This is a genomic window from Alteromonas portus, from assembly GCF_005117025.1.
GTDB classification, from domain to species: domain Bacteria; phylum Pseudomonadota; class Gammaproteobacteria; order Enterobacterales; family Alteromonadaceae; genus Alteromonas; species Alteromonas portus.
In genome coordinates, this window is sequence record NZ_SWCO01000001.1 from 84056 (window position 1) to 109074 (window position 25019).

Here is a 25019-nt window from a genome sequence, read left to right on the forward strand (position 1 = left end):
AATTGGCGACTTGTCGTGCCACTTGCCGCTGGTGGCGCGAAAATAGATAACGTAGTATAACCAGCACCTTAGGGCATAGTGTTATTTGCCACATAACGAAGAACACTTAAGGCGCTAACCTATTTTTTATTAATTGTATGACAGGTAAAGCTGATTTCTCATGATTTTGCGTAGCGTTAAATGGCTTTTAATTACTCTTGCCATCATAGTAGTTCTGCTCGTTGTAGGCGTAGCGGCGGTGACTATTTTGGCTGTACAAAAACAGCCCCTAGTTGCATCTACAGCGCCCACACAACTAGATGGTGCTGACAGTGTTAATGAATTGCTCGGCCAACTGCAGCAAGCGTTTTCCCGCCGAGAAGAGGGCCACCAAGTTACGCTCACCGAAACCCAAGTCGAAAGCTTAGTGGGTGTGTTACAGCGCGCACTACCTGACTTTAAGGGCGTAGTGAATATCACCCCATTGGCAGGGACCATTAACATCACTTACGCTATTAACAGTACGGGGTATTATGTTAATGCATCAGCGCTAGTGCTGCCTGGCGATAGCTTGCGTATAGAGCAAGTTCAAGTTGGCGACTTAACCATTCCAGGTCGTTTTTTACTTGGATTTTTAGAGCGTACGGTGAACTCTTATACGCAATCAGAGATTGCCACCATTGCGTTATCGCGGGTGGAACGCGTGACCATGGGGCGCGGGGAGCTTACTTTAGATGTCGGGCGTTTAGATGAGCTGCTAAGCGAGTTAAACGTGGTGGCCTCTAATATGTCGGTAAGCGAACAAACCGAACTTCAGCAATTATCTGCGTACTACTTACGTTATTTGTCTGGAAGGGAAATAGCCCTTTCGAACAAACCGGTATCCCTTATTGAGTACTTACGTGAAGGAATGGCACGAGCGCGAGAGCAAAGTCAAACGCCGCAAGATGCCGTGCTTCATAACAATGCGGTAATTCTCGCGTTGGCGGTTTATGTTGGGCACCATAGAGTTGGTACTTTGGTGGGCGACATACAGCCAGATGCCGATAAGGCGTTAAAGCCTCGCAGAGGTGCGGTGCTGCACAAGCGCAACGATTTGGCTCGTCACTTTATTATTTCTGCTGCATTAGAGTTAATGGCTGAACAAGGTATGTCCTTGGCAATTGGCGAGTTTAAAGAACTTATGGACCGGGGCAATGGTGGTTCGGGCTATAGCTTTGTGGATTTGGCGGCAGACATGTCGGGCACTGAGTTTGCAAAAGTCGCCACAAATCCAAGCACCGCGATGGATGTACAAAACGCAATGGCGCGCATTCAAAGTGAACTTGAAATTATCCCACCTATAGAGGGGCTACCTGAAGGCTTAAGTAAGCAAGTATTTACCGAGCAGTATCAGCGGGTAGACAGTGAAGCCTATTTGAAAGAAGTGCAGGAAATTAAGCGTAGAATTGGTTTGTTGCCGCTTTATCAAAAATAATCAGAAAGACGTGGAAGAGTGCGCTGTCAGAAAGCAGGAAATACAATAAAGCCCGCGAAAAAGCGGGCTTTCCTTTTCATATCTATATTCGTGCGTACTAGCTTTTAGACAACGACTGCTGAAATTGCCCAATGGTCACCAGCGCCAACTCTATTTTTTTAACTAATGGCGCTAGGGCTTGTTTGGCCGCATCTTCATCCAGTTCCTTTAGCGATTGCCAGTCGTTCGCAATTTCTTGTACGTACGGGCCAAAACGCTTGGCTGATGTGTTAAAGCCGCTGTCATCTGCGAATACGGCTGCAAACTTACCTTTTTGATCGCGCTGTAAACTATCTAGTATTTGGTCGGCATCAACGGCTTTGCGGTGCAGCGTTTGAAGTGTTTCTTGAAGTTGTTGATGGACAGCTTGCATCTCTTGGCTCTGTTGCATGGTCATGCCTTTTGTTTCTAATGTAATCCGGTGTACGTGCTAGCCGCACACTCAATGTTCATATACTGCGCAGCTATTGTTTACGCTGCGGCAAATGTATAACGGCAAATAATGGTTAAAGTTTCGCCTTTCAAGGCCGATAACCTGTAGTCAGTTGTAAATTACATGGTCTGCGGGTAATTAAACCGCTCGCTGTTTATGTAAAGGACAACACGCCGTAAGGGTGGGCAATTCTGCCCATTTTTTTACTTTGCTACAAGCAACAAAGGAAAATGGTATGGATCTACAAGGTACTAGTGCCTCTGGAGCGTCCGGTGCGTCACTTGAGTTGGCCTCTCTTAAGTTGGCAAAAAGCCAGCAAGAGCAAGAGGGAAAAGCGTCGCTTCAGCTGCTGGAATCAGCCGCTGACGTACCAAAAGCGTCATCTTCAAACCCCGCGTTAGGCGCCAACATCGATACCTACGCGTAAGTTACGGATGCAAATGTAAGTCGATAGGCGTTTTGCCGGGTTGACCGCCAATTTCTCTCACCAGTTTTGGCACCAAGAAGCCCGGCAGGCGCTTTATCGCTTCTTTCATGATTCGACGACCTTCATCATCACTCACATAAAAATGACTCGCACCCTGCACTTTATCTAACACGTGCAAGTAATAGGGCAGTACACCAGCCTCAAACAGTGTTTCACTTAGGTCGCTTATGGCATCGCCGGAATCGTTTACGCCTTTTAGCAATACCGACTGATTGAGCAGGGTCACACCTCTCTCTCGTAACGTGTTTAATCGGGATTTTAGCGTTTCTGATATTTCGTTCGCGTGGTTTGCATGCAGCACCAATACTTTTTGAAGCGGCAATGCGGTAAACCATTCAACAAAATCATGGCTAATTCGTTCTGGCAGTACCACGGGGAGGCGGCTATGAATACGCAGGCGCTTTATATGGGGAATGGCGGCAATTTCGTTGGCTAACCACGACAAATGATCGTCTTTCGCCATCAGTGGGTCGCCACCTGAAAAAATCACCTCATTAATTTTGTTATTACTGCGAAGGTATTCAAGCACATCAAACCATTGGTGCTTACTTACCGCATTGTCGGCGTAAGGAAAATGGCGGCGAAAACAGTAACGGCAGTTTACCGCACAACCAGTACGAACCATTAATAACACGCGAGAATCGTATTTATGCAATATGCCTTTGCCTGCCGTATTGTGTTCGTCTAACGGATCTTCGCTATAACTTGGTGATGTTAGAAACTCGTCGCTAAGCGGCATGACCTGCAAAAACAGCGGGTCGTTAGGGTTTCCCTTTTCCATCAGATCCACAAAATGTCGTGGAACACGCATAGGAAAAAGACGACGTGCTTTAATGTGTTGTGCGTATTTTTCTTGGTCTAAACCTAAGTGTTGCAAGAGCTTTGCAGGATCGGTAAAGCTACTTGCTAATTCTTTTTGCCAGTTATGCTCTACAGAAATCGGTTTTTTAGGTATTATTTGTTCCACGAAACTTTTTGTACCTTATGTTTAGACAGAGGAATTATGGCTAATTACAGCACTAACGAGTTCAAAGGCGGCCTGAAAATCATGCTGGACGGCGAACCTTGCAACATCCTAGAAAACGAATACGTAAAGCCGGGTAAGGGCCAAGCGTTTAACCGCGTAAAAATCCGCAAGCTTATTTCAGGTAAAGTTTTAGAGAAAACTTTCCGCTCAGGTGAATCAGTAGAAGGCGCAGACGTAATGGATACGGAACTTGCCTACTTGTACACCGACGGCGAATTCTACCACTTTATGAACAACGATACATTCGAACAAATCGCTGCAGACGAAAAAGCGGTGGGTGAGAATAAAAAGTGGTTGGTAGAAAACGACGTTTGCACCATTACACTGTGGAATGGTTCACCTATCACAGTAACGCCACCAAACTTCGTTGAGCTTGAAATCACTGAAACTGATCCTGGCCTTAAAGGTGATACAGCAGGTACTGGCGGTAAGCCAGCAACGCTTAGCACGGGTGCAGTTGTTCGCGTTCCTCTATTCGTTCAAACAGGCGAAGTTATCCGTGTAGATACGCGCTCTGGCGAATACGTGTCTCGCGCACAAAAATAGTATCTGAGACATTCTGTTTACGTGTAAAGCCGGTGCCTTAGTGTACCGGTTTTTTGTTTTAGCTATTCTTCTTAGGTTTGAATACATGCAATCTTGGCAGCCTACTACCACTCATGAAGCCCGTGTTGCGCGAGCAGAATTACTCAGAACAATCCGTGAGTTTTTTTACGCAAGAAACGTGTTAGAGGTCGATACGCCTTTACTTTCAAACGGTACGGTTACCGATGAGCATTTAGATGCGTTTGATACACAATTCAATTTTGCCTCATCCGGTAAGCCAACTACGCTGTATCTTCAAACTTCCCCTGAATATGCCATGAAGCGGTTACTGTGCGCTGACAGCGGTAGTATTTATCAAGTGTGCAAAGCGTTTCGCCATGAAGGTGAAGGGCGCTGGCACAACCCTGAGTTCACCATGTTAGAGTGGTATCGCTTAGGTTTTGATCACTTTGCGCTAATGGACGAGGTTGACGCCTTGCTGCAAGAAACTCTTAACACCGCTTCGGCCGAGAAGATGACGTATCAGCAAGCCTTTCAAACCTTTTTAAAAATTGACCCATTAAGTGCTGATAACGACGTTTTGTTAAAGGCAATGGAAGAGCAGAACATAGATATTCACGCGCCGCAAAGCTTAAGCTATGACAGCAAGTTACAACTGTTATTCAGCTATGTAATCGAACCTAAAATCGGTAACGAAAAACCGTGCTTCATCTACGATTTCCCTGCTTCTCAGGCGGCGCTTGCCAAACTGAGCCCAGTTGATGAACGGGTTGCTGAGCGCTTTGAGGTGTATTACAAAGGCGCTGAACTTGCTAACGGTTTCCATGAGTTAAGTGCGGCAAAAGAGCAGCGTGAGCGCTTTGAAACTGATAACGAGAAACGCAAAGAAACGGGTTTACCTGCAAAGCCCATTGATGAAAACTTTCTAAGCGCGCTTGATGCCGGATTGCCATCGTGTTCAGGTGTGGCGCTGGGCATCGACCGATTGCTTATGCTAAAAAGCAATGCGTCGCACATACAAGAGGTGATCAACTTCACGGTAAGCAGAGCTTAAAGCCTTTTTATTACTTATGGGTTAGAAAAGCGCTGACTTTGCACTTAAATAGTCACAAAACATTAAATAACGTTAGATAACTGGTAAGTTACGTTGACCTGCGGTTGACATGAGCAGGTCAATGCTGAAAAATGTTATAACATCACCAAATAATGTTATAACATCCTCAGAGGAATACCCATGAAAATGCGTTCACTGCTAAGTTTGTCCATAGCAGGGCTGTTAAGTGCGCCTGTGTATGCCACAACGGTAACAGGAAAAGTCACTGACACGGCAGGCCAGCCTGTTGCAGGGGCTGAAGTAAAAATTGAAGGCAGCCGCCGCGTAGCTTACACCGATGTAAACGGTGTTTACCGCTTTGACGATGTAAAGCAGCCACATATTCATTTACATGTATATTCTTCTAACTATATTCATGGTGATAACGACCTAGGCGACGTAAATGCCGACCAAAATGTCGACTTTGTTTTACAGCCGGCATCTGTTGAAAACATCGTAGTTACCGCCAATGCACTTCAATCATCTGTACTTGAATCTGTTACGCCAGTAACAGTAATTAGTGCTGATAAACTACGTAAAATTGAAGCGCCAACCTTAGGTGAAACCCTTAAAAATGCACCTGGTGTGCACAGCACCTACTTTGGCCCAGTTTCAAGCAGCCCGGTTATTCGCGGTAACGATGGCCCGCGTGTAAAGATTGTTCAAAACGGTTTAGATGTTTCTGACGTTTCTCGCGTTGGCCCAGACCATAACGTAGCGTCTACCCTTTCAAGCGCAACACAGGTTGAAGTACTTCGCGGTCCAGCGACGCTTCAATACGGCAGTGGCGCTATCGGTGGTGTGGTGAACGTGGTTGACAAGCGTATTCCTCAGTACCAGATAGACGGCGTGGAAGGCGAAGCAGAAACCAGCTACAGTACAGTGAATAATGGTTCGTACACCCGCGCAGACGTGACTGGCGGTAGTGGAAATATTGTGTGGCACGTAGACGGTTTTTATCGCGACACCGACAATGCGGATATTCCAGGCTATGCATCTGTCGAACCTGATGATGATGAGCCTTATGGTGAACTAGAGAGCAGTGCGATGGAGACTCGCAACGTTGTTGCAGGTCTTTCTTACGTGGCAGAAGAAGGCTACTTCGGTTTTGCGGTTGAGCAATTAGACAACGAATATGGCGTACCGGGCCACAGTCATGAGCACGAAGAAGAGCACGACGAAGATGAAACCGAAGAAGAGCATGAAGAACACGCAGAAGAAGGCGTGCTACTTGATGTAGACATGACCCGCTACCAAGCAGCCGGTGAATGGCATTCTCCTATCAAAGGGTTAACTAATGTTAAATTTGCAGCAGCCTACACTGATTACGAGCATGCTGAAATTGAAGACGGCGAGCCTGGTACTGTATTCACAAACGAATCAAGCGACATTCGCTTGTCGGCTTATCACGAAGAAGTAAACGGATGGCACGGCGTATTCGGCTTACAGTTTAACCATAGCGATTATAATGCTGTTGGCGAAGAAGCTTTCACGCCAGCCAATACCACCTCAAGCTATGCACTTTACATTGTTGAGCAAAAGAATGTGGGTGATGTAACGTTTGAGCTTGGCGGCCGCCTAGAGCGCACAACCCTAGACGCAGACGCGAGCGAAGTAGAGCTTGAAGTTTTACATGAAGAAGATGAGGAACACGAAGAGGAAGAGCATGAGGGCGAAGAACATGAAGAGCACGCAGTTGCCTTTAACTTCCCTGACTACGACTTTACCAGCTTATCTCTTTCAGCAGGTGCTAACTGGGAATATCAGGAAGGCCACTCGGTTGCGGTTACGTTGTCACGCAGTGAGCGTGCCCCTAGTCAGCAAGAACTTTTCTCTGCTGGCCAGCATTTAGCAACTCAAAGTTACGAAGTAGGTTTAGTATTTGATATGGATGAAGAAGGCCATATTGAAGAAAATTTAAGAAGCGTTAACGAGGAAGTTAGCACCAACTTGGATATTACTTTCCGTAAATTTACCGGAAGTTGGGGCTACAGCGCATCTTTCTTCTACAATCAGGCTGATGACTATATTTTCCAGTCTAGCACGGGGTTGTTTGCTCTAAGCGAGGACGAACATGAGGAAGATCATGACGAACTTGAAGAAGAGCACAGTGATGAAGAGGGGACGCCGATTTATTACTTCCAGCAGGCTGATGCAGACATCTGGGGCTTTGAAGCAGAAACTTACGTAGACTTAACAGACACGCTACGCCTAACGGTTTTTGGTGACTATATTCGTGCAGAAATTGAAGATGATAATTTACCGCGCACGCCACCAATGCGCTTTGGAAGTGAATTAAGCTATGTGAATGATGGTTTAAGTGCTGACGTGGGCTTTACTTGGTACGACGATCAAGACGACGTTGCGTCGTTTGAAACCTCAACCGATGGCTACACGTTAGTTAATGCTAGCGTTCAATATGAGTTTGGTTCTCAGGGTATCGACTGGGTATTGTTTGCCCGTGGTGAAAACCTTACTGATGAAGAAGCACGTGTTCATACGTCTTTCTTAAAAGACCAAGCACCGCTACCAGGTAGAAACTTTACTATGGGTGTGAGAGCGTTGTTTTAATTAAGCAACTCCACAGTAGTTAATAAAGGCGATGTATTGGGGTACTGATACATCGCTTTTTTGTTTCAGAACCAAGGGAGGTGCTAAGTAGCGTTATTTTTCTTATAGCAACGCAGTAATGATAAACCGGCTTAAGGTGGAAACCTTTAAGCGGTTATGAAGTAGAGGTAAAAATGAATGAAATAGCGAATTGGTTAAGCACGCAAACTGAAAAGCACATGGTGTTGGGTTATGGAAGCTTACTAAGTAAAGACAGTCGAGAACGCTACTCCAACATTTTTATACAAGGAATTCCTGTGACGGTTTCTGGCTTCGAAAGGGCCTGGGTGACTCGCAGTCTTCATGAAAAACAGACATACGTTGGCGCGGTGGCCAATGCGCACAGCAAATTAAACGCCCAGCTTATCCCCACACAAGTTAATCCTGCCTTACAGGAAAGGGAAAAGGATTATCGGTTTGTTGAGGTAAATCCTGAAGCACTAAATTTTCATCTACATCAAAATAATGGATCAGCGCCGCTAGAAAACGTGCTTTCACAATTCACTTTTTGGATTTGTGAAACACTTGAATGTACACAGGCAGATAACGACTACCCCGTTCACCAAACTTATATCGATACATGCTTAAGCGGATGTTTAGAGCACGGCGGTATTAAGGAAGCCGAGCGGTTTATCGTTCATACATCTTTGTGGGAGCATCCAAGAGTGAATGACAGGTTGAACCCAAAATATCCTCGCGCCGCAGCGGTGAATACTGAACACCTCGAACAGATAGACAGGCTTTTATCAAAGAGGTAGTGTTTCGTTTTTACGTTCTTCTTTGAGTTCTCAGACGCAAAGGTACTTTCATGACGCAAAAGCTGGAAATAAACCCCTTGTATGAACATTTAGAAAAAGGCCTAGTGTGAACACAAACGCTTCTATATTTACAAACGATAAAATAACGCTACGGCCACTGACTTATAATGATAAACATTGGGTGCTCGCTCTGCAGCAGGACCCGCTATGGCTAAAATTCATTGGCAGTAAGAACGTTAATACAGCAGACGACGCCTGTGACTACATTGGTAAAACAAATGCGCAGCGCGAAGAGTGGGGTTATGGTCTACTAGCCGTCGAATTAACCGAAACCAAACAGCCGTTGGGCGTCTGCGGGTTATTCAATCGCTTTGCATTTGAATGTCCTGATTTAGGTTTTGCTATGCTGCCTGAAGCAAGAGGCACGGGCATATGTTATATGGCATGTCAGTGTGTTATTGCATGGTCTTCGTCTGAAGGATATCGCTTTTTGACAGCGATGACGCACCCAGAAAATACGGCGTCGCAAAAACTTTTACAGCGCTTAGGTTTTAAAAAGCAGGGCTTCTATTTTGATAAAAGCTTCCCAAAACAGCATTTGTTTAGGTTGGAATTGCAGCCATAAAACAGTGAACTTAATGGCTGCTTATTCTTAAAGGTTCTTTAATAAGATAGCGAGATTGCTACAAAGGCGGTAACACAGTCACCTTTTTAATAATGATTGGCTCAATCGGTACATTGTTCGCGTTAAGGCGAAGGGAATATTCAGTTTCTACTTCCGACATGGCATCAACAATATCTTCGCCTTCCACAATCACGCCGAAAACTGCATAGCCCCAGTCTCTCCCTGGGTTTAAGCTACTGTTGTCATTCACATTAAAGAAAAACTGTCGGTTCGCCGTATGCGGGTCATTTTGTCTTGCCATTGCAATGGTATGAAGGTCGTTAGTCAAACCGTTGCCAGACTCATTGAAGATATCTGGAAAGTTTGACTTGCCGTTGAAGTCAGCGGTGTAACCGCCACCTTGCACTACAAAACCGGGCACAATGCGGTGAAAGATAGTGTCTTCATAGGCGCGTTTATCCACGTAACGGAGAAAGTTGTTAACGGTAATTGGCGCACGTCTTCTGTCTAGTTCAACCACAATATCGCCCATAGTGGTTTCTATTTTCACCCGTGGGTAATAGTTGTCTGGCTGAATCTGAGACCCATCGTCTTTCTTGGCCATAACAGTTGAACTGCTGCCTATCAGCATAACGGCGGTTAGCAGTGATAAGAGTATTTTTTTCATAAAATGCCTTTAAATGTTTTCCTTAATTCGCTCGCTTTTCCGCGCTTAGCGTTTTGCAGTGCCTAAGATAACGAACTTTTTATCACTCGCAAGTACCTTAGCGCCACCAAACAGCTTTTTAAGTTTAATGTGATAGTCGAGGTGTCGGTTACCAACAACCACCAAGTGACCGCTTTTGATAAGCAGTTCACGAGAATCTGTAAACATTTGCCATGCAATGTGATCGGTAATTGCGTTTTGTTGATGAAAAGGGGGGTTACACAAAATTTTGGTAACAGCAGGCTTATTTTCGCGGTTTAATAACGTTTCCAAACAGTTGCTTGCTACAAACTCGCACTGGTCGATTTTATCCGGAAAGTTATTGAGCACATTGAGTCTGGCACTTTCTAACGCCATGTAAGATTCATCCACGAATATTACTTTAGCATCAGGGGCGAGAGACAGCGCGTTTACCCCAAGTACACCGTTGCCGCAGCCTAAATCTACCACCATGTCATTAGCGCTCACCGTCATGTGTTCAAGCATAATGCGCGCGCCGATATCCAGAGACTGTCGAGCAAATGTGTTGGCAAGATTGTCTATAGTAAGCTCTGTGCCCATGGTGCTTTTACATTGCCAGCGCGTTGGGTAAGGAGAGTCAACGAGTTTTAGAGACTCACGAGGCGTTGCAAAAATAAGCCGAGATTTCTTTTTAGCAAGAGAGGTGGTTGTAGGGCCAATATATCGCTCAAACAGGTTAAGTACCGACTTCGTGATGGCCTTTACTTTGCCCGTTGCGACGATGCGAGTATTAGGCGTAACATATTTCTGTAAATCGATAAGCTGTTGTTCCAGCAAAGCAAGGGCGCGAGGAACTTTTATGACAATAAGGCTAGGTGCAGTTTCTGGTTTAAACGTTAAGCTTTGTACGCTAGTTAACGTTTGCAGGGGCGCAGTTTGCAGTTCATTTGTGTTGCTTGTCTCTGCGTTATTCAGTAAATGATTGGCTTTCAAATTCTCAGACAGTGAACGCAATGAAATATAGGAATCAGACACCCAGTAAGGCGCTAAATGCGAGAACCAACAACCCAATGCGCCAAAATCGTCGTTAAAGATCATCATTGACCCATCATTCTTACCGCTGCCAATTGAAAGCGACGTTTCACTTAGTAAAGTTTCGATGTGCTCAATAACAAGTTCATCGGCGCTATCCCACGCTTGAAGGCTAATATGCTGGTGCTTTTCAGGGTAGCGAATCAGCGAGAATTGTCGGTCGGCAAAAATAAATTCTGTATTCATTGGAGTCTGTTTTAAAAGAAAGGCGCAATGCACTCGCTACTCGGGAATGCGTATTGGGTTTATATACTCAGCCTATATCTTAACATATCATCGCTGTGGCTCTAGCCAATAGGATGTGATTGTTGCGTGTTAAAGGTGAGTGGGTGAGCAAAACACTTTAAATGCGTTATAAAAATCCACATAAGCAAAGCATGCGTAGTTAAGATGTAATTAGTCAGGCTTCATGGGTGTTGTAATTTCTATAGAGATTATGTGCCTGAAGCTATTATTGGAAACCTTGGGAAGTATCACAGTTACACATGCAATTTTCTCTTTTCGAGACCCCAGAAAATAATAGCTCATCTCATCAGCTTCCGCTGTCAGAGGGCGATGTCACTTATTTTCCTCAAGCGATACCAAAAAATGATGCAGATACTTTTTTTGAGCAGTTGCAGTCGGAATTACCTTGGCGGCAGGATACGATCAAACTGTTTGGCAAGCCGGTAAAAATCCCTCGGCTTCAAAGCTGGCATGGCGATCCTGAGTGTACTTACACCTATTCAAATTTAACCATGTCGCCGAATCCGTGGACGGAAAGCCTTGCAAGCATCAAAGCGCGCTGTGAGCAAATATGTGAACAATCGTGCTCTTCACAGTACGAAGCAAGGTTTAACAGTGTGTTAGCAAACTGGTATCGTGACGGGCAAGATAGCATGAGCTTTCATTCAGATGACGAGCCCGAGTTGGGTATTAACCCGGTTATTGCATCCGTTACTTTGGGGGAGGCGAGGCCTTTTGTTTTCAAGCATAAGGAAACAAAGGAGAAGCATATTCAAGTACTTGAACACGGCAGTGTGTTGATTATGGCGGGAACAACACAAACTCATTATGTACACGGTATTGCAAAGACGGCGAAGCCTATCGGTGGTAGAATTAACCTTACATTCCGACATCTTATCCAAAAAGCAAGGTAAGCCAAATGCAAGTAAAAGCGTTTCTAGAAACTACAATTGAAACTGCACTAAATCCAAGTTATCTCGAAGTTGTAGATGAAAGCTTTATGCACAACGTACCAGAAGGGGCGCAGAGCCATTTTAAAGTGACGGTAGTGAGCGATGCTTTTGACGGCAAGCGCTTAATAGCGAGGCACCGAGAAATCAATGGTCTTGCCGCGGAAGCATTACAAGGACCAGTTCATGCGTTGGCACTTCACACCTATACGCCTGCCGAGTGGGAAGCTCGTGGTGGGCAATCTCAGGTATCTCCAAATTGCCTAGGCGGTAGCAAGCTCGACAAATAACGTTCTTTTCGTACTTAATTAAATGGAAGTAGATTTATGGCAAGCAGTGAAACGAAAAACAGCAGCGCGTTAATCTCTTACTTAGGCATTATTAAAACACCTTCTATTCAGGTGTTGCTGCTGGGTACGGGCTTTTTGCTTATAATGCTGTTTGTCTACATGGGCGTGCTGACTGCCTTTGATAACGTGGTGTTTAGTGTAATTAGTGAAGCAGGCAATGTATCGGGTTGGAAAGAAGACGTGCTTCGAGATATCACTGCATTAGGCAGTAATACGGCACTTATCTTTGTAACAATTTCAGTCGCCGGAGCCTTGGCGCTGGCTGGTGAAAGGAAAAAGGCACTGACTTTTTTGATTGCCGTAGCCGTGGGAATTGCAACGACGTTCTTGCTCAAAGCTGGCATCGACAGGCCACGTCCTCCACTGCCCACGCAGAATGTGAGCGTATATACGCAAAGCTTTCCTTCTGCACATGCGACCTTATCAACACTCGTTTATTTTTATGTCGCCTACTTGTTAACGTATTTTACGCATAACGCTTCAGTAAGAGTGTGGATTTACATCTCAGCGGCCTTCCTTGTGTTTTGCATTGGCCTAAGTCGCATTTTATTGGGCGTGCACTGGCCAAGTGACATTATTGCTGGGTGGTTTGCTGGTGGCAGTATGGCTGCTTTTTGCTTTTATATCATCAAGTGGGAGCGCAAGCTGCGTATAAAAGACAAAGGGTAGTTGTGGAATATCTCAAGCGCCTTAGCGATATAATCAAGCGGGATCCTTTCAGAATGCGTTGCCTTCGTGCTCTGAGAGCTCTCAATTTGCCGCAAGGGTATATCGGGGCAGGGTTCGTGCGAAATGCCATATGGGATGAGTTACACGAAAGAGCTACCCCGACTCCGCTCAACGATATTGATGTTGTTTACTTTAGTGGCGGAATTAATCCGCCGCAAGCTGTTGCGACAGCTGAGAATACAATGGAATCATTGCCTCAAATTCACTCACCAAGTTCTGCAGCCGCTAAATCAGAATTAAAAGCACAGGAACAAGCCATTGAGCGCGAGCTAGCTTGTATGGTTCCCCAAGCTAATTGGCAAGTTAAAAATCAAGCGCGTATGCACTTAGCTCACGGACATGCCCCCTATAAAAGTTGCCACGACGCTATTTCATATTGGATAGAGCGAGAAACCTGTGTTGCGGTTCGTCTTTTAGCCAATGATGATTTAGACCTACTGGCGCCATTTGGCTTGGAAGCAAACTTCGCAGGCACCATAAGTATTAATCTAAAATATCCAAGACCCGATGTTTTCAAACAGCGACTTGCTTCTAAGAATTGGCTCACTGTTTGGCCTTCGCTGACAGTTCAGATATAACTGGAAAGCAGTACGTATTTGTGCGAATCGGCGCGCAGTGTTTCAGACTATACTTTGATTAATCAAAGCCATAATAAACATTCTTCTGAATAACAATACGTTGTTTTTTCTACTTTCATGCCATCAGTAAAGCTCTACTAAATAACCAATTTATCTCGGTACTTTTTTTGCCTATCGTTGAAAAAATTACGAATGAACGCTGTTACCGAAAACGCGTAAAACTTAGGTTGCATAAAAAACTTGCACTTATGTAACCTTAGGATATCATTGATACCTGTGGGTTACATATGATCCGTTTAGGTATCATATGAGACGTTAAAATGCAGTGAGCTTTAAACGGCATCAACGCGCAGTTAATAATAAGGAATTTAAAAATGGCAACATCAATTTTGGTACCACCAGAGACGGAACAAGAGTATTTAACAATATCGGGCAAAGTCAGTCTCGCCTTAGCTTTATTTGTGCTATCCCAAGTTGCATTAGCCGCGATTGGCAATACAGGCTCAGTTATTTACTGGGCATTAGAGGTAGCGTCATTAGCAAGCGCTATTTACTGCGTAGTATTAGGAATTAAATCAACGAAGTTTGCTAAAAATATATCCCGGTTGGGTTTTTGGACACTAACATTTGAAGATGAATATGTGGACTATGTCAGCTCATTTAGCTTACGCATTACCTGTCATATTCTAATTTTCGGCACACTAATTCTCGCTTTTTGGGGGGACAGCAGGTGGTTTGTAGAAATCATTGCTCCCTTCGAGATTACCAATGCACTTCAAGGCTTACTTGGTGTAGCCGCGGCTGCTCATGGAACATCTATTTTATGGAAGTTGCGCGAGGAAGAGCTAGATGAATGAAGATTTAGATAACCATATTCACAAGCTCCGATTGCAACATAAAATCTCTCAGCAAGAATTAGCTGATGCGATTGGTGTTTCCAGAAAAACTATAAGTACCGTGGAAACCGGGCGTTTCACACCATCGGTAGTTATTGCTCTAAAAATTGCCGAATATTTTGCCGTGCCAGTTGAACAAGTGTTCGCACTTAAATAAATCTATACGTTGGCAATATACTGCAGTGGCAACTTATTAAATGGCGCGGCACGAAAAGTCGGAATTTGTGTTGAGCTGGAATTTACCTTCCCGCTGAGTTTTTTGTTGCAATATTAACGACCTTAGCGGCAATCGACGCTATGGTCGTATTTTCACTCATGGCTTGTTTTTGCAGTCGACGATACGCGTTATTTTCGCTTAAACCAAATTGTTCCATGACAACCAGTTTTGCCCGGCTTATCAGCTTCTGGTCTTGAATTGCCCGCTTAGCTTCCTCAAGTTCACGCCCCATATCTTCTATGTGCTGGGCTTGTGAACGCAGTAAATCGTAAAAAGAGCGATGGGCAGATAAGGTTTTAGTTTGCTGGTTGAGTGATAGGGTTTTAATCTCGTCTTCTTTAGTGTCTTCCGCAAGGCCTGGCATACTGGGGTCGAACAATAAGGTTAGGGGGGAACCGTCATTGGCGTGTTCATCATTAAAGCGCGTTAGTAGTTGTTGATGGTTGGCCATTTCATTTTTTGCATCGGCAACTTTACTGTTCGCTTGCTGCGTTAAGGCTTCGGTTAGCGCTACTTCAATGGTTAGCATTGCATCTATGCGTCGTGTTGCGACATCAAACCACACCTCAGAGATCTCGCTTGAAATCGCACTGCCGTCGCTTAATTGTGCAATCATATTTCTAAGCTGTGTTATGTCGATTGCGGCAGGGCTTTTGTTTAACGCTTCTAGTGCTTCTTTATGCGGTTTACAGCTAAACTCACAGAATATATTGAAGTGATGTTCTTGTGCGTGCTGAAGTGCGGCCAGTTTTTCACACAGGCGCACATCAAAATGGGTTTCTGCGAAACCAATAGCACCCCACGCCCGCTCTTGCCCAGCGTATTCTTTTGCCTGCATAAAATTGAACAGAGCAACCAGTAAGCGGGTTATCGTTGGGTCGCTTGCAATATCTGCTGCTTCAAAGATAACAGTAAGTAAACTGGCCACTAAGCGACTATATGCTCGGGTGGATTCCAGTGGTGTTAACTGCTGTTTAGTAACTTGCTCTCTAAGTCTTGGCAGATAGTCGGTAGCCTGCATGGCAAGTGTAATACTGCTTAGAAGTCGCGGGTTGCCCGTGGTGATCTCATCGGTAAGATACAGTGACTTTAAGTGGCTTTTTAGCATTGACTCTGCTTGTTCACTGGCACTGACATACTGCATTCGCTCAACAGCATAACGTTCGCCTCTTGAAGCAAGAAAGATGTTGCTGGCCCCACGTTCTTTTTGTAGTTCATGAATAAGCTCACGAACCGCAATAACAATGCGGCAATTGCTAGAAAGCTGCTCTAGCACAGTGATTTCTGCATGCTTTGCTGCCAGCAAGAAGCGCTTAGTTGCGTCGCTACAAAGCGCAATGGTCTGTTCCGGTTCGTGAAGCATAAGAAGCCCTGCTAATCGTTGGTTTACGCAATTCACTTTTTCATTAACGTGCTTTTTGCGTAGTGTTGCTTTTAATCACAATAAATTAAGCAACACTTATGCCCTGTTTAAACGCACGTATTAACCCCAGTTCTGGATAGCGTTGGAATGCGCTACGCGTTGAACAGATGTGGCTTGTACAGGTGATGTATAGAATTAACCGCAATGAAAAGAGGTAAAAACAAATAGCAGTGTATAAGAGGGTGTTAGCGAATTTGCATCATTATGGTGCAAATCCGCTAAAATGCCTCTATCGGACCTGGGGTTCAATCTTAAAAATTAGTTTCGAACCACGCGAAGAAACCAGCCAACAAACAGAGAAATCAAAAAACCGAAAAAGGCAATCATAGTAGTGATGGTGAGCATCTGGCCCGAAAAGTCTGCATTTTCACCCGTATGCTCACTAACCAGCATTCCCGATGCTTGAAAAATAAATAACGCAGCGACAGAAAAGAGCAAAATAACGGCGGTCGACATAATAGTGGCTTTCCAATAAGCCTTTGGCGACATCCAATGTATAGCGCCTGCTACTAACACGCACAAAATAGTAAGAATATAAGGTACCACTTGAACTCCTCGTTGAATAAGGCTTGTGCCCAACATCTATGCCACATCACTAAGCGTAACTTAATTGAAAAGTAATGCGCTATAACACTTTGCTAAGTGAACCGATGGGCTTGGCAAAAAAATACTGCAATACATTGCCATGTAAGATGTCTTTTGTCAGCAAAGGCGAGAAAAATAGGCGTGTTAAGTGACGGTACAGTTGGTGCAATCCACTAGTGAGTGGCAAAGAGAATTTGCCACCTTTATTCTTGTTTAACTACTTTGCTTCCCTTCATGGTTTCCGTTTCAGTAACAATCTATTAAAAGATTTTAAGCTACAATGGTGATAGAATCGCCGAAAAATCATCCTACCTACTTGGTGTACTGCTTTTGCGCAGCTTACGCCCCGGTGGGTTGTTGTGTTTAACATCTTAGCTTCTGAGAGAACATGTTCGATTTAATTACCAGTAAAGACAGCAACGTTAAAAACGACGTGCTATCAGGCATTACCGTGGCACTTGCCTTGGTTCCTGAAGCCGTAGCATTTGCATTTGTAGCCGGCGTAGAACCTATGATTGGTCTTTATGCAGCTTTCATGATGGGCTTGATCACTTCTGCTATAGGCGGCCGTCCAGGAATGATTTCTGGTGCAACCGGTGCCATGGCCGTTGTAATGGTGGCTTTGGTTGCCCAACATGGAGTGCAGTATCTATTTGCCGCGGTTATTCTAGCGGGTTTGCTGCAAATAATGTGCGGTATTTTCAAGCTTGGGAAATTTATCAGACTGGTGCCATATCCGGTAATGTTGGGCTTTGTAAATGGTTTGGCAATCGTAATTTTCTTAGCGCAATTGGGCCAGTTCAAAGTCACTAATGCAGCGGGTGAATTACAGTGGATGGAAGGTACACTGCTATATTGGATGCTAGGACTTGTGGCATTAACCATGGCCATTATCTATTTGTTACCTAAGCTAACTAAAGCCGTGCCTGCGTCGCTGGTTGCGATTGTTACGGTAACCTTATTAGTGCACGGACTTGACCTAGAAGCACGCACGGTAATCGACTTCGTTCGCGACTTGCTACCTGCTGACCAGCGCGATAGTGCAACGCTAGCGGGCGAACTTCCTAGCTTTGCTATTCCTATGGTGCCATTCACCTGGGAGACTTTCATGATAATTTTGCCTACCTCAGTGATTCTTTGTTTGGTTGGCCTAATTGAGTCGCTTCTTACTCTTTCATTAATTGACGAAATGACAGATACCCGCGGGCGCGGTAATAAAGAGTGTGTTGGTCAAGGCGTTGCAAATACCGTTAACGGTTTCTTTGGCGGTATGGGTGGTTGTGCCATGATTGGCCAGAGTATGATTAACATTAACTCGGGAGGCCGTGGTCGCTTGTCTGGTATCACCGCAGCGGTTGTTTTATTAGGCTTCATTTTATTTGCTGCACCGCTAATTGAGATGATCCCTCTAGCAGCCCTTGTCGGCGTTATGTTTGTAGTGGTAATCGCTACCTTCGAGTGGGCGTCATTCAGAATTATTCGCGGCGTAAACAAAGAAGATGCCTTTGTGCTATTCCTGGTAACAGGCGTTACCGTTATCGCCGACTTGGCTATTGCAGTAGTTGTAGGTGTTATCGTTTCAGCCCTAGTGTTTGCGTGGAAACACGCTCGCCATATCGAAGCGAAGTCTCACATTGATAACGACGGTTGGAAAGTCTATGAACTAGACGGCCCACTGTTCTTTGGCTCGGTATCCCATTTCAAAGACCTATTTGATATCGCCAACGACCCTAGCGATGTGGTTATCGACTTTAAGGACTCTCGTATTTGGGATTCATCAGGCATTGATGCATTAGATACTCTTGCTGACAAATACGAAGAGCAGGGTAAAAAGCTACACATTCGCCATATCAGTGATGAATGTCGTTCACTGCTTCGCAAAGCAGACAAGTTTGTAGAAATTAATGTAGTTGAAGACCCTCGCTACCGCGTAGCGACGGATAAACTCGCCTAGGTAAACAGATAGCCTCACTGCACCAAGTAAACACAGTTTTGCGTTTGTTTGGTGCAGTTGTGATGTCTGAGTAATGCTTGTTTTACAGTAAATTTAACAAAAACAATGAATTACGATTTTGGCACTGAACTTGGATAGCTATAAGCGTAAAGTGTGTTTTAGTGATTTGTGTCAATCGCTGAAAAATTGTGTGATTTATAACACTCCGTAAAATGTGTTAGCTAGTTACCTTGTCAGTACTAGCAAAATAGGCAACGAAGCCCGCATCAACGAAAGTTGAAGCGGGCTTTTTTTTGTCCCGAAAAAAGGGGAATACCATGACTTCATTGGACTCAAAAACGCAAATTGTCGTCGTAGGCAACGGCATGGTGGGGCATCATTTTGTTGAGCAGCTTCACCAAAGCGATGCCAATGTAGAAATAACCGTTTTATGCGGCGAGTCTCGCCTTGCGTATGACCGCGTTTATCTGTCGTCTTTTTTTAGCGGCGCGAGTGCTGATGACTTAGCGCTTACTACACCCGCTCAGTACGCCGAATGGGGCGTAAACGTAGTCACCAATGCCTTGGTGACGGATATAGACCGTGACAATAATAAAGTGACGACGTCGGAAGGGCAGGTGTTTAGCTACGACAAGCTGGTGCTAGCCACGGGCTCATACCCATTTGTCCCACCTATTCCAGGCAACGATCAAGAGCATTGCTTAGTGTATCGCACCATTGACGATCTACTCGCTATTGAAGCGTCAGCAGCGGTGAGCAAAGTAGGGGTTGTTGTTGGTGGTGGGCTGTTGGGTTTAGAAGCTGCTAACGCATTAAAGCAAGCCGGTCTAGATACCCACGTGGTTGAGTTTGCCCCGCAGCTTATGGCGGTACAGCTCGATCAAGCTGGTGGTAACGTTTTAAAAGATAAAATTGAAGCATTGGGCGTTACGGTTCATACCCAAAAGGCAACCCAAACTATCGAGGCTGGTGATACCTGTCGCTATAAAATGGTGTTTGCTGACGGCACTGCACTTGAAACCGATATGATTCTTTTTTCTGCTGGTATTCGACCTTCCGATCAGCTTGGCAGAAAGTCGGCTTTAACACTTGGCGAGCGCGGCGGTATTGTTATAGATAACCATTGCGTAACGTCTGATCCAAACATTTACGCTGTGGGTGAATGTGCGCTGTGGGATAACAAAATCTTTGGTCTTGTTGCGCCAGGCTACACCATGGCACGTACCGCAGTGAGTCATATCACAGGTGGCGATGCAGAGTTCGCTGGCGCAGATATGAGCACTAAACTCAAACTTATGGGCGTAGAAGTGGGCTCAATTGGCGATGCCCATGAACGCACAGACGGAGCGCTTAGCTACACCTACTTAAATCAGCCCGAGGGCGTGTATAAAAAGCTGGTGGTAGATAGCGAGCAAAAGTATGTACTTGGTGCGGTCCTTGTAGGTGATACCAGTGACTACGACACGCTCCTACAGTATGCGCTTAATAATATCGAATTGCCTGAACACCCAGAAAGCCTGATTCTGCCTTCTTCTGATGCTGCACCAGCATTAGGTGCCGATGCACTTCCAGACACGGCCTCTATTTGTTCATGTCTAAACGTGACTAAGGGCGACATTGTTTCAGCTATTGAAAGTGGCTGTTGTAGCGTTGGCGATGTGAAAGGTGAAACTAAAGCCAGTACAGGTTGTGGAGGCTGTGCTGCCCTACTTAAAAACGTAGTGGATAGCGAGCTTGAAAAACGCGGTGTGGAAGTATCAAAAGCTATATGTGAGCACTTCAATTACACCCGACAAGAACTCTTTCACATTGTTAAGGTAAACGGCATTCGCACCTTTGACGAGCTATTAGAGCAACATGGTGAAGGTCTAGGGTGTGAAATTTGTAAGCCTGCAGTTGGCTCAATTTTAGCCTCGGTGTACAACGACTACATTCTTAAGTCTTCACATCTTCCACTACAAGACACCAACGATATTTACCTTGGCAACATGCAAAAAGATGGTACGTATTCGGTTGTACCACGTGTACCGGGCGGGGAAATTACGCCTGAAAAGCTGATACTGTTGGGCGAAGTGGCAAAAGAATACAACTTGTACACCAAAATCACTGGTGGCCAGCGCATCGATTTATTTGGTGCACGCGTAGAGCAGTTACCCGATATTTGGGAAAAACTCGTTGCTGGTGGATTTGAAACCGGCCACGCCTACGCGAAGGCGCTGCGCACGGTGAAGTCGTGTGTGGGAAGCACCTGGTGTCGCTACGGTGTACAGGACTCTGTAGGAACCGCTATCGATTTAGAAAATCGTTACAAAGGCTTACGTGCGCCACATAAGATTAAATTTGCTGTGTCGGGTTGTACCCGCGAGTGTGCAGAAGCCCAAAGTAAAGACATTGGTGTTATTGCTACCGAGCAAGGTTGGAACCTTTACGTTTGCGGTAATGGCGGTATGAAGCCGCGACATGCAGACCTATTTGCCACCGACCTAGATACCGAAACCCTTATTAAGTATATCGACCGCGTGCTGATGTTTTACGTGAAAACGGCTGATCGCCTACAGCGCACATCGGTATGGATGGACAACTTAGAGGGTGGGCTAGCTTACTTGCAAGATGTTGTAATCAACGATGCACTTGGCATTAATAGTGAGCTTGAAGCGCAGATGGATGCTGTGGTTGATGCTTATCAGTGCGAATGGAAAACTACCATTGAAAACCCTGAGTCGCGCAAGCGTTTCCGTCAATTTGTAAACAGCAATGCTAGCGACACCAACATTCAGTTTGTTTCAGAGCGAGGCCAAGTTCGCCCAGCTACGGAAGCTGAAAAAGTAGCAGGTAAAGATCAGTTCATTCCTGTCTCTATGGTGTAGCCCATAGACTTAATGGTGTAGCCCATAGATTTAATGGTGTAGCAACTGGCTTATTAACCTAGTTAGGAGAAACAAATTATGACAGCTGCGCAAAACGTAATGGCGTCAGAACAGCAAGATGTGCAATGGCACTACGTTTGTGAAACGAACGACCTAGTGACAAACAGTGGGGTTTGCGCCCTTGTTGACTCACAGCAAGTGGCCATTTTTAGTTTGAAAATAAACGGCGAAACCCAAGTTTTCGCTATTAGTAATTACGACCCTATTGGCAAAGCAAACGTACTTTATCGTGGGCTTTTGGGGTCAATAGGTGGTGCACCTGTTGTCGCTTCGCCTTTATACAAAGAGCATTACTTTTTAGAAACAGGGGTGTGTAAAGAACACGATGATGTATCCGTTTCGGCTTATGCCGTGAAGATAGAGGATAACAAGGTTTTCGTGGGTGTTTAGCTAGGCCCTACTGTTTGGGAGCCGGGAACAATTTAAGTATCCGGCAATACCCCTTTCACAAGCTGCGGAATCGAAAAGGTAATGAAATGAATATGGCTACACGACAACCCGACATGATGTCTGAACAATTAAGACAAACAACATGCCCATACTGCGGCGTTGGGTGTGGTGTAGATATTAGTTGCAACGTAAGCAAGCGTGCCACAACCCTGGACACTGTTAAAGGCACGCCAGAGCATCCCGCCAATTTTGGAAGATTGTGTGTTAAAGGAACAAACCTGCTTGAAACAAACGACTTAAACGGACGTTTGCTTCACCCAACCATGGCAGGTCAATCGGTGGATTGGGACACGGCCACCGATCTAATTGCGGATAAGATCACATCTACCATTGCGCAGTATGGCGCGGATGCCGTTGCTTTTTATGTATCAGGTCAGCTTCTCACCGAAGACTATTACATTGCCAATAAGCTTATGAAAGGTTATATCGGCAGTGCCAATATTGATACGAATTCACGCCTATGTATGTCATCAGCCGTTGCCGCCTACAAGCGCGCGTTCGGGGAAGACGTGGTGCCATGCGATTATTCCGATCTGGAATGTACAGATTTATTGGTAATTACGGGAAGTAATACGGCCTGGGCACACCCAGTGCTTTTTCAACGCATTCAGCGAGCAAAGCTGAAAAACCCTGATATGAAGGTCATTGTTGTTGATCCGCGTAAAACCGAAACCTGTACCATTGCCGATTTACACCTTCCATTAAAGCCAGGTAGCGACGTGGCGCTATTTAATGGTTTACTCAGCTATGCAAACGCACAAGGTTGTATAGACAAATCCGTTGTTGAGAGCTACGCCGAGGGACTTGAAGAAACGCTTAAAAGTGCAAATGCCCTATCATTAGATGACGTTGCTGAAGTATGCGACCTGGACATTAACAGCATTAAGGCCTTTTTTGATGCCTTCTGCAAAGCCTCTAGCGCAATTACGTTTTATTCTATGGGTGTAAACCAGTCTTCTGCTGGTGTGGACAAAGCCCAAGCTATTATCAACTGTCACTTAGCTATGGATTTAATTGCCAAAGACGGTTGTGGCCCGTTTTCTATTACTGGCCAACCCAATGCAATGGGGGGCCGCGAAGTGGGTGGTTTAGCTAATATGCTGGCTGCACACATGGACCTTGAAAACCCTAAGCATATCAGCACTGTTAAAACCTATTGGAACGCCCCTGTTATGCCTAAAGGGCAGGGGCTTAAGGCCGTAGACCTATTTAATGCCATTGAAGAAGGTAAGGTGAAATTTGTGTGGATAATGGGGACTAACCCTGTTGTCAGTATGCCGAATCGCGGTCAAGTTGAGCGCGCGCTTTCAAAATGTGACATGGTTGTAGTGTCTGATATTGTTGAGTCCAACGATACGCTTAACTACGCGCACATTGCCCTTCCTGCCACGGGCTGGTCGGAAAAAGACGGCACAGTGACAAACTCAGAGCGCCGTATTTCACGTCAGCGCGGTATATTGCCTCCACCAGGTAGTGCAAAACACGACTGGCAAATACTTTGCGAAGTGGCGGGTAAAATGGGCTTTGGCGAGGCATTTAGCTTTACCCATCCGTCGCAAATATTCGTTGAATACGCTGGGCTAACCGGCTATCAAAATGACGGTAAGCGTCAGTTAGACCTGTCACCTTTACAAGCGTTAAATGAAGCTCAGTACAATGGGCTATCGCCTTTGCAGTGGCCGTTTCACACAGTTATAAAAGCTGAGAATACGGCCAGTTCTAATTCTCAACCTAGCCTTACCAGTAAACGTCCTTTTGAAGATAAACGGTTTTCAACCCCTAGTGGCAAAGCTAAACTTATTCCCGTAACTTACAAAGCGCCACTGCAGGTAACATCAGACGCTTATCCTTTTGTTGTAAACAGCGGCCGAGCGCGAGATCAGTGGCATACCATGACGCGCACGGGTAAAGCGGCAAAGTTACTGGCTCATATGCCAAGTGCTAACGTGCATATTAACCCTAAAGACGCTGCTGCAATGGGCGTTGAAAACGGAGATCTTGTTTCTCTTTCAAGTGCAGTATGTAAAGACGCCCCTGTTATCTACCCGGTAAAAATGGATACGGATATGCGCAAAGGGGAAGTTTTCATTCCCATTCACTGGTCGGCGCAATGGGGGTCGCACAGTAAGCTAGGCGCACTTTACGACAGCGCGGTAGACCCTATTTCAGGGCAACCTGAGTTAAAACACGCTGCGGTTGCTATCGCGCCAGTCACTTTTACTACCTACGGTAAGCTCTTTGTTTCATCAGTAAACCAATCAGCACATAATTCAGAACTTAGCTCTTCATATGAAGACGCGCTAAAGCATGTATGTGACTACTGGAATACGACACCGCTTGAAAGCACAGAGCCGTCTTCATCTGTAAATAACTCGGATGCAGCATTATCAGTATTGAATGTTGCTTTGAATAAAGGCCGTCGAGAGTTTGTACAAGCATTAATACCTCTTCTACCGCAAAACGCGGTGCTAATTCAGTTTCATCACCATGCATACTCAGTATGCCTTGCGCTTGTCGATGACGTACTCTGTTTCGCTGCGTTTTTAGGCGATAAGCCGGAAAATGCGACAAAAGCCTTGGCAGCGCCACACCCAGAAAGTACATGGTCAGTACCTAACGCATGGCTTGCCAGCCTCTTAAATACACCTATTTCGGTAGAGACTCAGCGCAACTTATTGCGAGGCCAAGTCGACGACGTATTTTTAAATGGTGATGTAGTTTGTAGCTGCTTTGAAGTACGAGAAAAGACGATTACAGATGCCATCAACGGCGGTTGTTCTACAGTAGCTAGCCTAGGAGAGCGGTTAAAGTGCGGTACCAACTGCGGCTCGTGCAAGCCCGCCTTGTCTCAGCTTATAGACAAGCATTTAGTTATTGAAACCCAATCTGTTTAGGAGCGTTA

23 protein-coding genes are annotated in these 25019 nt (G+C 45.3%); 17 read left to right on the forward strand and 6 right to left on the reverse strand.

Translation table 11 applies throughout. The annotated features are described in order from the left end of the window. Positions 1-160 precede the first annotated feature (160 nt). Positions 161-1456: a YfiM family lipoprotein gene (locus E5672_RS00340; RefSeq protein ID WP_136780428.1), complete on the forward strand. Its 1296-nt coding sequence runs from the start codon at positions 161-163 to the stop codon at positions 1454-1456. Between the two features lie 97 nt (positions 1457-1553). On the opposite strand, the gene E5672_RS00345 is transcribed toward E5672_RS00340, so the two are convergent. After that, positions 1554-1886, reverse strand: coding sequence for a hypothetical protein (locus E5672_RS00345; protein ID WP_136780429.1), 333 nt, complete (start codon positions 1884-1886; stop codon positions 1554-1556). Between the two features lie 277 nt (positions 1887-2163). On the opposite strand from E5672_RS00345, the gene E5672_RS00350 reads away from it, so the two are divergent. Then, entirely contained in the window at positions 2164-2355 is a 192-nt protein-coding gene (locus E5672_RS00350) for a hypothetical protein (protein WP_105930787.1), read from the forward strand. Between the two features lies 1 nt (position 2356). Here the strand turns inward: E5672_RS00350 and epmB are convergent, their stop codons facing one another. After that, the gene (gene epmB / locus E5672_RS00355) at positions 2357-3382 is read right to left on the reverse strand and encodes an EF-P beta-lysylation protein EpmB (RefSeq protein WP_136780430.1); all 1026 of its coding nucleotides are present in this window, start codon (positions 3380-3382) and stop codon (positions 2357-2359) included. Positions 3383-3418: 36 nt separating this feature from the next. On the opposite strand from epmB, the gene efp reads away from it, so the two are divergent. From efp to E5672_RS00380, 5 genes are all read left to right on the forward strand, one after another. Further along, positions 3419-3988, forward strand: a complete 570-nt coding sequence (gene efp, locus E5672_RS00360; protein ID WP_014975647.1) for an elongation factor P — start codon at positions 3419-3421, stop codon at positions 3986-3988. Positions 3989-4052: 64 nt separating this feature from the next. Next, positions 4053-5042 carry an elongation factor P--(R)-beta-lysine ligase gene (gene epmA / locus E5672_RS00365; protein ID WP_276606282.1) on the forward strand — a complete coding sequence of 330 codons (990 nt, stop codon included), beginning with the start codon at positions 4053-4055 and terminating at the stop codon, positions 5040-5042. Positions 5043-5222: 180 nt separating this feature from the next. Beyond that, positions 5223-7652 carry a TonB-dependent receptor gene (locus E5672_RS00370; RefSeq protein ID WP_136780432.1) on the forward strand — a complete coding sequence of 810 codons (2430 nt, stop codon included), beginning with the start codon at positions 5223-5225 and terminating at the stop codon, positions 7650-7652. A 173-nt stretch (positions 7653-7825) separates the two neighbouring features. After that, complete coding sequence (locus E5672_RS00375) at positions 7826-8449, forward strand: gamma-glutamylcyclotransferase (RefSeq protein WP_136780433.1); 624 nt, start codon at positions 7826-7828, stop codon at positions 8447-8449. A 106-nt stretch (positions 8450-8555) separates the two neighbouring features. Further along, the gene (locus E5672_RS00380) at positions 8556-9074 is read left to right on the forward strand and encodes a GNAT family N-acetyltransferase (RefSeq protein ID WP_136780434.1); all 519 of its coding nucleotides are present in this window, start codon (positions 8556-8558) and stop codon (positions 9072-9074) included. A gap of 58 nt (positions 9075-9132) precedes the next feature. On the opposite strand, the gene E5672_RS00385 is transcribed toward E5672_RS00380, so the two are convergent. Further along, the gene (locus tag E5672_RS00385) at positions 9133-9741 is read right to left on the reverse strand and encodes a peptidylprolyl isomerase (protein WP_136780435.1); all 609 of its coding nucleotides are present in this window, start codon (positions 9739-9741) and stop codon (positions 9133-9135) included. A 45-nt stretch (positions 9742-9786) separates the two neighbouring features. Continuing rightward, positions 9787-11019, reverse strand: coding sequence for a methyltransferase (locus E5672_RS00390; RefSeq protein WP_136780436.1), 1233 nt, complete (start codon positions 11017-11019; stop codon positions 9787-9789). A 299-nt stretch (positions 11020-11318) separates the two neighbouring features. Here E5672_RS00390 and E5672_RS00395 point away from each other — a divergent pair, with 299 nt between their 5' ends. The 6 genes from E5672_RS00395 (at position 11319) to E5672_RS00420 (ending at position 14718) form a co-directional block, all read left to right on the forward strand. After that, complete coding sequence (locus tag E5672_RS00395; protein ID WP_136780437.1) at positions 11319-11972, forward strand: alpha-ketoglutarate-dependent dioxygenase AlkB family protein; 654 nt, start codon at positions 11319-11321, stop codon at positions 11970-11972. Between the two features lie 5 nt (positions 11973-11977). Further along, complete coding sequence (locus E5672_RS00400) at positions 11978-12298, forward strand: BolA family protein (protein ID WP_136780438.1); 321 nt, start codon at positions 11978-11980, stop codon at positions 12296-12298. A gap of 36 nt (positions 12299-12334) precedes the next feature. Next, on the forward strand, positions 12335-13027 hold the full coding sequence (locus E5672_RS00405) for a phosphatase PAP2 family protein (RefSeq protein ID WP_136780439.1): 693 nt from the start codon (positions 12335-12337) through the stop codon (positions 13025-13027). A 53-nt stretch (positions 13028-13080) separates the two neighbouring features. Beyond that, positions 13081-13665 (forward strand): nucleotidyltransferase family protein, encoded by a 585-nt coding sequence (locus E5672_RS00410; protein ID WP_276606279.1) that lies wholly within the window; start codon positions 13081-13083, stop codon positions 13663-13665. A 374-nt stretch (positions 13666-14039) separates the two neighbouring features. Then, a complete protein-coding gene (locus tag E5672_RS00415; RefSeq protein WP_136780441.1) occupies positions 14040-14522 on the forward strand; it encodes a hypothetical protein in 483 nt (160 codons plus the stop codon). Then, positions 14515-14718, forward strand: a complete 204-nt coding sequence (locus E5672_RS00420) for a helix-turn-helix transcriptional regulator (RefSeq protein WP_136780442.1) — start codon at positions 14515-14517, stop codon at positions 14716-14718. The genes E5672_RS00415 and E5672_RS00420 overlap by 8 nt, the downstream gene beginning before the upstream one ends. An 82-nt stretch (positions 14719-14800) precedes the next feature. Here E5672_RS00420 and E5672_RS00425 read toward each other — a convergent pair whose 3' ends face one another. Then, positions 14801-16141 carry a nitrate regulatory protein gene (locus tag E5672_RS00425; protein WP_136780443.1) on the reverse strand — a complete coding sequence of 447 codons (1341 nt, stop codon included), beginning with the start codon at positions 16139-16141 and terminating at the stop codon, positions 14801-14803. A gap of 318 nt (positions 16142-16459) precedes the next feature. Beyond that, the gene (locus E5672_RS00430; RefSeq protein WP_012517238.1) at positions 16460-16747 is read right to left on the reverse strand and encodes a hypothetical protein; all 288 of its coding nucleotides are present in this window, start codon (positions 16745-16747) and stop codon (positions 16460-16462) included. 427 nt (positions 16748-17174) lie between these two features. Between E5672_RS00430 and E5672_RS00435 the strand changes: the two genes are divergently transcribed. From E5672_RS00435 to E5672_RS00455, 4 genes are all read left to right on the forward strand, one after another. Next, a complete protein-coding gene (locus tag E5672_RS00435) occupies positions 17175-18740 on the forward strand; it encodes a SulP family inorganic anion transporter (RefSeq protein ID WP_136780444.1) in 1566 nt (521 codons plus the stop codon). A gap of 317 nt (positions 18741-19057) precedes the next feature. Beyond that, positions 19058-21607 carry a nitrite reductase large subunit NirB gene (nirB, locus tag E5672_RS00445; RefSeq protein ID WP_136780445.1) on the forward strand — a complete coding sequence of 850 codons (2550 nt, stop codon included), beginning with the start codon at positions 19058-19060 and terminating at the stop codon, positions 21605-21607. 78 nt (positions 21608-21685) lie between these two features. Beyond that, on the forward strand, positions 21686-22057 hold the full coding sequence (gene nirD / locus E5672_RS00450; RefSeq protein WP_136780446.1) for a nitrite reductase small subunit NirD: 372 nt from the start codon (positions 21686-21688) through the stop codon (positions 22055-22057). An 86-nt stretch (positions 22058-22143) separates the two neighbouring features. Next, positions 22144-25011: a nitrate reductase gene (locus E5672_RS00455; protein WP_136780447.1), complete on the forward strand. Its 2868-nt coding sequence runs from the start codon at positions 22144-22146 to the stop codon at positions 25009-25011. The last annotated feature ends 8 nt before the right edge of the window (positions 25012-25019 follow it).